The 12,361-nt window shown below is 73.3% G+C and carries 9 protein-coding genes; 2 read left to right on the top strand and 7 right to left on the bottom strand.

What is annotated here, in order from left to right:
- Window positions 1–4: 4 nt before the first annotated feature.
- The 4 genes from OH804_RS33715 to prmC form a co-directional block, all read right to left on the bottom strand.
- Complete coding sequence (locus OH804_RS33715; RefSeq protein ID WP_196919498.1) at window positions 5–2,116, bottom strand: transglycosylase domain-containing protein; 2,112 nt, start codon at window positions 2,114–2,116, stop codon at window positions 5–7.
- A 106-nt stretch (window positions 2,117–2,222) separates the two neighbouring features.
- On the bottom strand, window positions 2,223–2,834 hold the full coding sequence (locus tag OH804_RS33710; protein WP_196919499.1) for a phosphotyrosine protein phosphatase: 612 nt from the start codon (window positions 2,832–2,834) through the stop codon (window positions 2,223–2,225).
- Entirely contained in the window at window positions 2,835–3,482 is a 648-nt protein-coding gene (locus OH804_RS33705; protein ID WP_091406475.1) for an L-threonylcarbamoyladenylate synthase, read from the bottom strand.
- Window positions 3,482–4,429, bottom strand: a complete 948-nt coding sequence (gene prmC / locus OH804_RS33700; protein WP_406061708.1) for a peptide chain release factor N(5)-glutamine methyltransferase — start codon at window positions 4,427–4,429, stop codon at window positions 3,482–3,484. Before prmC ends, OH804_RS33705 begins: the two co-directional genes overlap by 1 nt.
- A gap of 73 nt (window positions 4,430–4,502) precedes the next feature.
- On the opposite strand from prmC, the gene OH804_RS33695 reads away from it, so the two are divergent.
- The gene (locus OH804_RS33695) at window positions 4,503–6,047 is read left to right on the top strand and encodes a diguanylate cyclase (RefSeq protein ID WP_196919501.1); all 1,545 of its coding nucleotides are present in this window, start codon (window positions 4,503–4,505) and stop codon (window positions 6,045–6,047) included.
- A gap of 138 nt (window positions 6,048–6,185) precedes the next feature.
- Here OH804_RS33695 and prfA read toward each other — a convergent pair whose 3' ends face one another.
- Both prfA and rpmE read right to left on the bottom strand, forming a co-directional pair.
- The gene (gene prfA, locus OH804_RS33690) at window positions 6,186–7,274 is read right to left on the bottom strand and encodes a peptide chain release factor 1 (RefSeq protein WP_196919502.1); all 1,089 of its coding nucleotides are present in this window, start codon (window positions 7,272–7,274) and stop codon (window positions 6,186–6,188) included.
- A 132-nt stretch (window positions 7,275–7,406) separates the two neighbouring features.
- Entirely contained in the window at window positions 7,407–7,631 is a 225-nt protein-coding gene (gene rpmE / locus OH804_RS33685) for a 50S ribosomal protein L31 (protein ID WP_030333150.1), read from the bottom strand.
- Window positions 7,632–7,906: 275 nt separating this feature from the next.
- Here rpmE and OH804_RS33680 point away from each other — a divergent pair, with 275 nt between their 5' ends.
- Window positions 7,907–8,803 (top strand): AAA family ATPase, encoded by an 897-nt coding sequence (locus OH804_RS33680; RefSeq protein WP_196919503.1) that lies wholly within the window; start codon window positions 7,907–7,909, stop codon window positions 8,801–8,803.
- A 44-nt stretch (window positions 8,804–8,847) separates the two neighbouring features.
- Here OH804_RS33680 and OH804_RS33675 read toward each other — a convergent pair whose 3' ends face one another.
- The gene (locus OH804_RS33675) at window positions 8,848–12,342 is read right to left on the bottom strand and encodes a phosphodiester glycosidase family protein (protein ID WP_406061704.1); all 3,495 of its coding nucleotides are present in this window, start codon (window positions 12,340–12,342) and stop codon (window positions 8,848–8,850) included.
- Between the last annotated feature and the right edge of the window lie 19 nt (window positions 12,343–12,361).

Here is a 12,361-nt window from a genome sequence, read left to right as displayed (position 1 = left end):
GGGGTCAGTTGCCGGCTTGGGGTCGGGCCTGGAAGGCTGCTCGTTCGCTCGGCGGGACGAAGTCGCGGACCGGTTGGTCGCGCAGGGCGAAGGCGAGCACCTCACCGACCGCGTTCACCATCTGGGCCTGCACCGCCTGACCGACCGCGTCCCGGGGATCGTCCGGGTTCGCGGCCATCGAGGCGACCGCGAGCTGCGGCGTGAACGCCACCACCGTCTCCGTCTCGTACCGCTCCGAGCTGCCGGTCTTGCCCGCCACCGGGCGGCCGAGCTTCGCCCGCAACCCGGGTGCGGTGGCGCCGTCACAGCGCCCGTACATCGACTGGTCGCCGACCGGGCAGCGGGCCGCGTCGGTGGCCGCCCGCGCCACGTCGGGGTCGAGCACCTGTCGGCAGTCCGGCTTGGCGGCGTCGACCGGCCGGCCGGCCGAGTCGGTGATCGAGACCACCGGAAGCGGCGCGCACCAGGTCCCCTCGGCCGCCACGGTGGCGTACGCGCCAGCCAGGTCCAACGGGGTGGTCGCGGCCACGCCCAGGGTGAACGGACCCCAGTCCTTCGCCCCGTAGCGGGCCAGCTTGGCGTCGGACTCGGCCCGCAGCACGATGCCGAGCCGCTCGGCCATCTCCACCACCCGGTCGGCGCCGACCTTCTCGGTGAGCCAGGCGAAGTAGGTGTTCACCGAGCGGCCGAACGCGCTCCACATGGTGCGGGGGCCGTCCATCGACGACGGGCTGGCGTTCGCCGGGCACCACCGTCCGTCGCAGCTCGCCTGCCCGGTCACCGGGAAGCGGGTGAGCAACTGGGTGGGCGCCACGAAGTCGGTCGACAGCGGCAGGCCGGACTCCAGCGCGGCCAGCAGGGTGAAGAGCTTGAACGTCGAACCGCCCTGGTACCCCTCGATCGCGCCGCCGCCGGCGATCAACTGGTTGACGGTGTTCGGGCGGTTCTTCTGCCCGACCGGGTTGTCCGCCACGCTGTAGGCCCGGTTCACCGACATCGCCAGCACCCGCCCGGTGCCCGGTTGCACCACGGCGGTGGGCACCGCCTCGGCCCTGGTCGTCGGATAGATCTTCAGTACCTGCTCGGTGGTGGCCCGCTGCACTCCCGGATCCAGCGACGACACGATCGAGAAACCGCCCCGGCGCAGCGCGCGCTGCCGCTCGTCGGCGGTCGCCCCGAACGCCGACTGGCTGCTCCACCAGCGGGTGAACCAGTCGCAGAAGAAGCCCCAGTCGTTGTGCGCGTCGGGCACGCCCGTGCAGTCGTTCGGGGTCTCGCTGGGCCGCAGTTGCAACGGCTCGGCGCGCGCCGCCGCCGCCGCGTCCGCCGGCACCTGCCCCGACTCCACCAGCCGCTCCAACACGTACGACCGCCGGGCCACAGCGCTGTCGGCGTCGCCGTTGATCGGATCGTCGCTGTCCGGCGAACGCACCAGACCGGCGAGCAGTGCCGCCTGGGCCAGGGTCAACTCGGCCGGGGAGCGGGAGAAGTACCGCTTACTGGCCGCCGCGATGCCGTACGCCCCGGCGCCGAAGTAGGCGATGTTCAGGTAGCGGGTCAGAATCTCGTCCTTGTCGAGTTCCCGCTCCAACGCGAGCGCGTACCGCATCTCCTGGAGCTTGCGGACGGTGGTGAGTTCGGTGGCGGCGTCCCGCTGCGCCTCGGTCAGCCGGGGGTCGTTGCTGAGCACGTTGCGGACGTACTGCATGGTCAGCGTGGAGGCGCCCTGCCGGGTCTGGCCGTCACGCTTGTTGACTGTGAACGCGCGCACCACGCCCCGCAGGTCGACCCCGCTGTGCTGGTAGAACCGGACGTCCTCGGCGGCGACGATCGCCTGTCGCATCACCGGAGCCACCTCGTGCAGCGGCACGTCCACCCGGTCCTCCTGGTAGAAGGAGGTGATCACTGTGGTGCCGTCATTGGCGTAGAGGTTGGAGCGCTGCGCGGTGGGCGGCGTCCGGAGTGTGTTCGGCAGCTCCGAGTACGGCGTCGACAGGGCGCTGAAGCCGATCCCGAAGACCAGGGCCACGGGCAGGGCGGCGGCGGCCAGCACCAGTCCGGCCAGCACTCCGGCGATCACCACGGTCAGCAGTTTGTCGAGTTGGGCCCGGATCATCAGCTCTCCCCGCAGGAGCCGGTCACGCTAGGACCCGTTCAGAATGACCCGGAACGCCCCTTTAGCCCTGGGTTTTCCACAAACCCGGAGGAAACTCGCACCACGCTCAGGGCAGCAGCGCGCCGGCCAGCGGGTGGACCGTCTCCTCGATCTCGTCGGCGACCCGGCTGAAGCACTGGTCGCCACGACCCCACGGGTCGTCCAGATCATCGGTGGTCAGGGCCGAGGCGCCCAGCCGCGCGTCGTGAGCCGCCGCCACCAGGGCCACCCCCCGGGCGTACACGGCCTCCGGGGTGGCGTCGCCCGGCGGCAGCGCGGCAGCGTCCACAGCGGCCAGCAGCCGGCCGAACTCACCCAGCACGAACGTGCGGGCCGCCGCGTCCGGACGAAGCGCCACCACGTACTCCTGCTGGTCGGCGGTCGCGGTCAGGACCAGGTCGGCGGCGTCGATGTGGTCCGAGCGCAGCTTGCGCGCGGCGAACCCCGCCACGTCCCCACCACGGCCGGTGACCTGCCGGGCCGCCGGCGGGTTCATCTCCTCACCCGCGTGCCAGCCACCCGTGCCGGCGCTGTGGCTGTGCACCAGCTCCTCGGCCTGAGCCGGGTCCTGCGCACGCCGGGTCAGCCGCTCCCGCACCGCCAGGGCGAGCAGCCGCTCCGCCATCGGCGAGCGGCAGATGTTGCCCATGCAGACGTGCAGAACGGTGAACGGGGGCACTCAGACCGCCCGACCGTCGACGAGATCCGGAACCACGTCGCGCAGCTTCTCCAGCGGAATCGCCCCGGCCCGCAACAGCTGCGGCACCTCACCGGTCAGATCCACGATCGTGCTGGGCACCGGGTCCGGGCAGGGCCCGGCCTCCAGGTAGGCCCGCACCGAGTAGCTGAGCTGGTCACGCGCCTCGTCGGCGGTGACCGCGGCCGGCTGGCCGGTCTTGTTGGCCGACGAGACCGCCATCGGGCCGGTCTCGCGCAGCACCTCCAACGCCACCGGGTGCAGCGGCATCCGCACCGCCACCGTGCCGGTCTTGTCGCCCAGATCCCACTGGAGGCTCGGCGAGTGCTCGACAACGATCGTCAGGGCACCCGGCCAGAACGCCTCCACGAGGTCGCGAGCGGCGGTGGGCAGCGAGAAGACCAACCCGTCCAGGGTGTGCCGCGAGCCGATCAGCACCGGCGGCGGCATCTGCCGACCCCGGCCCTTGGCATCCAGCAGCGCCTTCACCGCGTACGGGGTGAACGCGTCCGCGCCGATCCCGTACACGGTGTCCGTCGGGAGAACGACCAGCTCGCCGTTCTTGACCGCCTCGATCGCCGCAGCGATGCCGCGGTCCCGATCGGCGGGCGACCGGCAGTCGTAGAGCATCACGAGGAGTCAGTCTGCCACGCCGCCCCGATCGGGGCGTGCTGGCCGTCCGCCCGTCGGGACGCCGTCGCGTAGCGGGGACGCCCGGTGAGGTCCAGATGCTCCGCGACAGCGGTGAAGCCGCCGTCCTCGACGAGCAGCCCGGGCACCGCCGCGCCGTGGGTGTCGTCGTGCTCAACGCCGAACACGCCCCCCGGGCGCAACAGCAGCGCCGCCCGGGCGACCACCGGCCGGATCACCACCAGACCGTCCGCGCCGCCGAAGACCGCCTCCGCCGGGTCGTGCCCCGCCACCTCCGGCGGGACCACCACGTCGTCCGGCACGTACGGCGGGTTGCAGAGCAGCACGTCCACCCGGCCCACCAGCTCCGCCAGCAGGTCCGGCGCTGTCACGTCGGCCTCGACCACCTCGATCGGCCGGTCCCCCGCCGCGGCGCGCTCCGCCGCGTTGCGCCGCAGCCAGGCCAGCGCCGCCGGGGACCGCTCCACAGCGATCACCCGCGCCCCCGGCACCTCCTGGGCAACCGCCAGCGCGATCGCGCCCGAGCCGCTGCACAGGTCCACCACCACCGGGTCGGGCCGGCCCTGGGCCTGCTCGACGCCCCAGCCGGCCAACAGCTCGGTCTCCGGCCGGGGCACGAAGACACCCGGGCCGACCGACAGTTCCAGGTGCCGGAACCCGGCCCGGCCGGTCAGGTGCTGCAACGGCTCACGCGCGGCGCGGCGGCGGGTCAGCTCGTCGAGCCGCGCCAACTGGTCGTCGCCGAGGTCGTCGGCGAGAGCCAGCCGACCCCGGGGAACTCCCAGCACGTACGCCGCCAGCACCTCGGCCTCCACCCGGGCGGAGCCGACCCCGGCGGCGGCGAGCGCGCGGGCCGCTCGGGCCACCGCGGCGGACGGCCGGATGGGGCCTGTCCCTTCGGGGGGGTGTTGCGGCAAAGTACTCACGACATAATCATGAAGCGTCGCGGGCGGCGCGACGAACAGGTGCGCCCAGGCGCGCACGACAGGAGGTTGGCGGGTGGGCTGGCTCGACCGGGTCGATGACCAGGTTGACGCCCTCACGCACGCCCGGGCGTTGCAGGAGGCCAGCCGCTCCGCGGAGTCGTACGTCCTGCTGGAGCGTGTGATCCGCACCACCACCGACCCGGCGGCGCGAGCGGACGCGATGGTGCAGCGCCTCTCCGCGCTGATCAATCTCGGTCGCACCGCGGAGTTCACCCGGGCCATCGAAGAGGCGTCGGCGGCGGTCCGCGACCTCGCGGAGCCCTACCTGCACGGCCACCTCAACGCGCTGGCCGCGCTCGCCGCGCACCACCAGGGCGCACTGGACCGCTGCGTCATGCACCTCGTCCGGGCGGCCCGCGCGCTGGGCGCCGTCGCCGACCCGGACCGGGACACCGCCTGGGGCTGGCACGACCTGGCCATGGCCTACAGCTACCTCAGCTTCCACGGGTACGCCCTGGGCGCCATCGAGCGGGCCCGGCAGCTCGGGCTGACCGCCGGCATCCCGGAGGAGACGTTCGCCGCGCCGGGCATCCGGCTGCGCAACGCCGTGGCCCTGGACCACAACGGCGACAGCGACGGTTGTCTGCGGGTGCTCCGGGACGTGGCCGCCGACCTGGCCCGCTTCGTCCGCGCCGGACGGGCCGACCAGCTCCGCCCGAGCAGTCTCGCCGCCTACGGCTACGCGGCGGCCCGACAGGCCGCGCTCGGCGACCAGGTGGCGACCGAAGGCCCCGAGCCGGCCCGGTTGATCAGCCACGGTGGGGACAGCGCCCGCGCCCGCGACCTGCGTCAGCTCGGGCAGGTGTGCCTCGCCGTCGCCGACGGTCGGCCGATCGAGGCGGTCGCCCGACTGGACACCGTCCAGGTGTCCAACGAGACCCTCGGGGCGGCCGAGCCGGCCCGGCTACGCAGCATCGCGCTGACCCGCGCCGGGGACCACCTCTCCGCGCACCGGGCCGACCGGCTGGCGTTCCGGCTGGCCGCGCAGCGCAACGACCGGCTGCGCGACGTCTACATCGACGGCATCGCCGCCCGCATCGACCACGAGGAGATGCGCCGCGAGGCGGCGCGCTTCGAGGGCGAGGCGTTGACCGACCCGCTCACCGGGCTGCCCAACCGCCGCCGGCTGGAGCGGTACATCACCGCCGTTGTCACCCGCGGCGAGCAGGTGGTGATCGGCGTGTGCGACCTGGACGGCTTCAAGGCGGTCAACACCCGCCACGGGCACCACTCCGGCGACCTGGTGCTGCAACGCATCGCCGGTGTGATCAACCGGGTGATGCGCCGGGGCGACTTCGTGGCCCGCTACGGCGGTGACGAGTTCGTAGTGGTGCTGCCGGACACCGGCATGGCCGAGGCCGCAGAGGTGGCCCGCCGGATCGAGGCCGCGGTTCGACTGGAGGACTGGGAGTCGTTGGTGCCGGGCACCCCGGTCGGGGTGAGCATCGGCTTCGCCGAGGTCTCCGGTGGCAGCGGGCTGCGCGACGCGCTCAGCGTCGCGTTCGAGCAGGCCGACCGCGAGATGCTCCGCGCCAAGACCCGCCCCCGCGCGAGCTGACCCTCCGGCCAACGCTGGCGCTGGCGCTGGCGTCGATCAAGGAGTTGTGGTGCCCCACGAAAGCCCCACGGCCTAACAATTCGCCCACCGCAACTCCATGATCGACGGGCGCGGCGAGGCAGTCCGGGCGTGCCGCGGTCAGCGGCGGGTCAGCTCGGTGTCGCCGGCGAGTCGGGCGGCCCGGTCGGCCTCGGTGAGGGCGTCCAGCACCCCGTCCAGCTCGCCGCCGAGCGCCAGATCCAGGTTGTACGCGGTGTAGCCGATCCGGTGATCGGTGATCCGGTTCTGCGGGAAGTTGTAGGTGCGGATCCGCTCCGAGCGGTCCACGGTGCGCACCTGGGCCTTGCGCGCGTCCGAGGCGGCGGCGTCGGCCTGCTCCTGCGCCGCGGCGAGCAGCCGGGCCCGCAGGATCCGCATCGCCTGCTCCCGGTTCTGCAACTGGGACTTCTCGTTCTGGCAGGAGACGACGATGCCGGTCGGCAGGTGGGTGATCCGCACCGCCGAGTCGGTGGTGTTCACCGACTGGCCGCCCGGGCCGGACGAGCGGAACACGTCGATGCGCAGGTCGTTCTGGTCGATCGTGACGTCGACGTCCTCGGCCTCCGGCAGCACCAGCACCCCGGCGGCGCTGGTGTGGATGCGGCCCTGCGACTCGGTCACCGGGACACGTTGCACCCGGTGCACGCCGCCCTCCCACTTGAGCCGCGACCAGACGCCGTTGCCGCCGTCCGGTACACCCTTGGTCTTGATTGCCAGGGAGACGTCCTTGACCCCGCCGAGGTCCGAATCCTGTGCGTCGATCACCTCGGTGACCCAGCCGTGCCGCTCGGCGTACCGGGTGTACATCCGCAGCAGGTCACCGGCGAACAGCGCCGACTCCTCGCCACCCTCACCGGCCTTGATCTCGACGATCACGTCCTTGGCGTCGTGCGGGTCGCGCGGAATGAGCAGCTCGGCGAGGCGCTCCTCCAGCACCGGCAGGGACCCGGCGATCGCGTCCGCCTCCGCCGCGAAGGACGGGTCCTCGGCGGCCAGCTCGCGGGCCGCGGCCAGATCGGCGCGGGCCTGCTCCAACTCGTCGGCGGCCTTGTGCAGCGGCACCAGCTCGGCGTACCGGCGGCCGACCCTGCGCGCGGTGGCCTGGTCGGCGTGGATGGCCGGATCGGCCAACCGCTTCTCCAGCTCCGCGTACTCGTCGAGAAGGCCGGCCAGACGCTCGCTGCTCATGCTGCGGATGCTCCTTCGACGGTGCGCGACGACCGGGCCGGGCCGGGAGGCCAGCGGCCGGGCGGAAACGGAGGTAAAAGCGGACGGCGCCCGCGTCCGGTGGAAAACCGGACGCGGGCGCCGAACGGGGAGTTACTTGGCCTTCTTGGCCTGAACCTTGGCGTACTTCTGCTGGAACTTCGCGACCCGGCCGGCGGTGTCGAGAACGCGCTGCTTACCGGTGTAGAACGGGTGGCAGGCGCTGCAGGTCTCGGCGTGGATCGCCCCGCCCTTGGCGGTGCTGCGGGTCGTGAACGTGTTGCCACAGGAGCAGCTGACCTCGGTGGTCACGTACTCCGGGTGGATGTTTGCCTTCATCTCGCCTCGGTCCTCTCGTTGGTGGTCGCCGGGTCGCCGTCATCGCTCGTCGCGCCGTACGCGACGGGCTCGGGCGTGAACCGGAACCGGTGGCCGATTGACCAGTGTGCCATGGGCCTGAGCCGACCCGGTAATCGGGCCGCACACCTCGTCCGGCATCGTCAACACGTGCCTACCCGTCCGCATTCCCGCCGCCCGGCGGGGCATTCGCGCACCCGGCGGTCCGGCGCCAGGTACCCCGCCCGGGGTACGTCCGCCGAGCCGGAGGTGCGCCGATGACCCGCCTGATCGCCACCCGGGGACTGCCCGCCTCGGGCAAGACGACGTTCGCCCGCACGCTCCAGCCGTCCGTGTCGCGGGTCAACCGTGACGACCTGCGCCGGATGCTGCACGGCGAACGGCTGTTCACCCAGTGGGCCGAGGCGCAGGTGACAGCCGTACAGCAGGCTCAGGTCGAGGCGCTGCTGCGGGCCCGGGCGGACGTCTGCGTGGACGACACCAACCTGCGCGCGCGGACCCTGCGGGGCTGGGCCGAGCTGGCCGCCCGCCACGGCGCGGATTTCGAGGTGCACGACTTCACCGACGTGCCGCTGGACGAGTGCCTGCGCCGCGACGCCGCTCGCCCGGCCGCCGACCAGGTCGGCGCGGACGCGATCCGCCGGCTGCACGAGCGGTACCTTCAGGGGCGGGAGTTGCCGTTGCCGGTGCCGCAGGCCCGCACCGGACGCCCCGCGGTGGTGCACCCGCCGTCGACCGAGCCACCGGAGATCGTCCTGGTGGACATCGACGGCACCGTCGCGCTGGCCGTCTCCCGCAGCCCGTACGACATGACCCGGGTGGGCCAGGACCAGCCGAACACGGCGGTGATCGCGGCGGTCCGGGCGATGCACGCCGCCGGGTACGGGGTGGTCTTCTGCTCGGGGCGGGACGCCTCCGCCCGTGCGGCCACCGAGGCGTGGCTGGCGCGGCACGTGCGGGTGCCCTACCTGGGCCTGCACCTACGGGCCGTCGGCGACTCCCGGAAGGACTCGATCGTCAAACGGGAGATCTACGACCGGGAGATCCGGGACCGTTACCGGGTGGCCGGCGTCTTCGACGACCGCGTCCAGGTGGTCCAGATGTGGCGATCCCTCGGCCTCACCGTCTTCCAGGTGGCCGACGGCGACTTCTGAGGTGTTCGGACGGACCCCCACGAGTGGGGGCCCGTCCGGACAGTTCACCCGGTGACGGTGATGGTGGCCTCGGCACGGGCGCCGTTGACCTCGACAGTCAGGCGTATCGGCGCGCCGGGTCGCAGTGCCGTCAGGGTGCCGGTGGCCGGGTCGAATCGGGCGGTGTGCCACTGGCGCACCCCGGCCGCCGCGCCGATGTGCACTCCCGGCGAGGCCGACCAGTCGGCGCTGACCGGTGCGGCCACCGGGACCGTACGCCCGCCGGGCTGGGTCAGCGTGGCGGTGATCGCCGCGGGGGTGCCGACCGCGACGCTGGCCGGGGCGGCCACCGTGAGCCGGTCGGCGTGCGCGTGGAACTCCGCGTCCACCCAGCGTGGGCCCTCGGCGAGCGGGTTACGGCGGGCCCGGTCGGCTTCGGCCGGGGTCACCGGGTCCACGCCGAACTCCGTCCAGCCGGTGAAGCCGCCCTGGTCGGCGGGGGTGGACGGCGTCTTGCCCGCATTGCCGTTGATCACGTATGGCACCCCGTCCACCCGGTCGGCGTGGAAGGTGCCGACGTGCCCGCCCACGAACAGCGCGCCCTTGCCGGTGCGGTGCTGGAAGTCGGCCAGCCACTGCTCCAGCAGCGCCGCCTCCTTGCGGTCGCCGAGCTGGCTGGCCTGCGCCGGGCTGGGGTCGCGCGGCGGGTGGTGGTGCAGGACGACGACCGAACCCACGCGCCGGTCGGTGGCCGCCGCGTCCAGCGTCTCGCGAAGCATCCGTACCTGGTCGAAGCCGCCGCCGCGCAGCGTCCCGGTGGACGAGTTCAGCGTGACGAACCGGGTGCCGTTGTGGTCGAACACCCGGGAGGTGGCACCGAACACGGAGGCGAAGTTGCTGATCGGGGCACCCATGATCTCGTGGTTGCCGGGCACGTAGTACCAGGGCAGCGCGTCGCCCAACTCCTCGTCGAGGATCCGCCGGGCCAGCGCGAAGTCGGCCGGGTAGGCGGTGTCCACGAAGTCGCCGTTGATCAGGAGGAAGTCCGGCCGGGCCGCCCGCACCTCGCGCAACGTCCGCCGGGCCTGGGCGACCAGGTCGCTGTCCGGGTCGGCGGCGACGAACTGGGCGTCGGAGAGCACCGCGAAACGCCACGGCGCGCCGTCAACGGTGCCGTCGCGGATCACCACCCGATCGGTACGCGGGGCCACCTCCGGCGCGTCGACAGTCGGGGGCACCTTCGCCACCAGGTCGTCGATGATCACCTCGCTGGTGTACTGCGCCGCGGCGTTCGTCTCGGCCACGTAGAAGCGGCGTACCCGCACCGGGTACTGCACCCCGGCCGGCACCGCGAACTCCACGTACCGCCAGCCGGTCCAGGTGATCAGTGGGCCACGCAGCACGTGCTGGGTGTCCTGGGCGTCGTGCAGGTGCAGGCTGGGCCACTCCCCGGTGCCGTTGCCGTGGATCCACATCCCGAAGGCCTGCGGCTGACCGGGCACCTCGATCCAGGCGGGCGGGTCGGCGTACGCGGCCCGTGTGCCGGTGGACTGGCTGAAGTCGTACGACATTCGCAGGCCGGTGCCGGTGCGCCCCGGCGCCGGCGCTACCGAACCGCTGGCGCGGGCCTGGCTGAACCGCCAGGACGCGGCGTCGTCGAAACCGGCGACCGGCACGTCGGTCAGCCCGACGGTGACCGGCAGGACGGCGCTCGTGCGTCCGACGTGAACAGTCACCAGGCCCGAGCCGGTGTCGCGCAGCGCGACGACGGACAGGTTGCCGTCCCCGGTGGGAGTGATCCGCAGCAGGTCCCGGTCGTAGTCGACTGTGAGGTCGGCCGGCTCGATCGGCGCGGTGTTGCCTTCGGCGTCGTAACCGACCACGCCGACCACTGCGTCACCGTCCCGGCCGGTCAGTCCGACCCGCGGCTCGGTGGTGCCGATCCGGGCCAGCGGGCCGAGCACAGTGAGGTTCAGTGAGCCGGTGACAGGCCCCCGTGCGGCGGTGACCGTGCTGGCCCCCGGTGCGCCCGCGTGGAACACGCCACCACTGTCGACCCGGCCGCGGACCGCCGGGGTCGCCCGCCAGGTGGGGGCACCGGCCGCCGGGCCGTACGTCTCGTCGTACCCGGATGCGGTGAGGGTGCGGGTCAGCCCCGGGAAGACCCGGTCCGGCCGCCCGCCTCGCACCGGTGAGACGCCGGGGGCGGCCGTGGGGTCGCTGGCCGTCTCGACCCAGTAGCCGGTGAGTCGCCCGCTGCCCTTCGGCGCATAGATGGCCAGGCCGTTGGGCACGGCCCGCTCGCTGCCGTCGGAGGGACCGTTCTCCAGCTGCACGGCAGGCGCTCCCGGCTCCCGGGCCAGCAGCGTGGACGATCCGCCGCCATCCAGGTTGAGCGCGTGGTGGGCGCCCAGCTCGGCCATCATCCGGCCCATCTCGGTCTGCGTCACGCCGCGGCTGTCGACCTGCCGGCCGTCCACCGTCAGCATGATCATCTTTCGGCCGTCGGCACTGAACCCGACGGCGGTTCGGGGGGCGAGGGTCGGATCGGCGATGCTCTGCGCGACGCCGTCGCGGACCAGGACGTTGCCGCCCCCGACAGCCGCGTGCAGGGTGCTGCCGTCGGAGGGCTTCGGCCGCCAGGCCACCGCCACCGGGTCACCGGGGCGCAGGCCGGCCAGCGCGTCCGCGCCGAGGTCGCGGCCGAGCAGCACGGTGCTGCCGGCGACGATCGGGCCGCCACCGGCCACACTTCCCACAGCGGCCACCCGACCGTCGGTCACTGTGACCTCGACCACCCGGGCCGCGCCCTCCACGGCACGCTGCCGGGAGTACGTCCCCCACAGCTCGGTGAAGGCGCCGATGCCGTCGGCCTGCACCATGTTGTTGAACTGCGTCAGCGGGACCGGCCCGGTGGGCAGGGTGGCGCTGCCGTCGAAGTTCACCTCGATCACCCGTCCGAGCCCGTTCGTGGTGACCGCCACCGCGTTGCGGTGACCGCTGACCCCCGACTGGATCAGCTCGCCGTTCCGGACGCCGACGCCCTGGGCGGCACCGGAGTTGTTGATGTCGAAGAAGTCGCCGTTGACAGCGGCGACGGCGTGCGACTGGTCCACCGCCTTCCGCAGCGGCTCGGCCCGGCTGACCGCCCCGGAGTTGACGTAGTCGACGGTGGCGCCGCCGGCCAGGTCGGTGGTGAGCGCGTCGGCGCGCAGCCAGCCCTCGGCGTCGTACCTGTCGAAGGACGTCAGCTGCACGCCCGGCGCTACCGGCCGGGTGGCCTTCGTGGTCTCCAGCCCGCCGGCCGGCTCCAGGCCACCGGCGCCGGCGGTCGGGGCGGTCGCGACCGTCGGGGCGGCGGCCAGGCTGACCGAGCCCGCCGGGCCGGAAGACGCGGGCGGCGCGTCCTCCGCGATGGTGGGTGAGGCCACGGCGGTCGAGGCCACGGTGGGCGGGGCGGTGGTGGGTGCGGCAGTGGCCGGCGGCGACAGGGCCAGGGCGAGCAGCGGCGTCAGCAGCAGGACGCCGGTGCGGCGGGCGGATCGTCTGCGGGTACGCATGGACGACAGTCAACCCGGC

Origin of the sequence: Micromonospora sp. NBC_00860, assembly GCF_045207375.1 — a bacterium.
GTDB classification, from domain to species: domain Bacteria; phylum Actinomycetota; class Actinomycetes; order Mycobacteriales; family Micromonosporaceae; genus Micromonospora; species Micromonospora vinacea.
The sequence above is the reverse complement of the archived record's forward strand: the minus strand, read 5'-3'. Positions and strand labels throughout refer to the sequence as shown.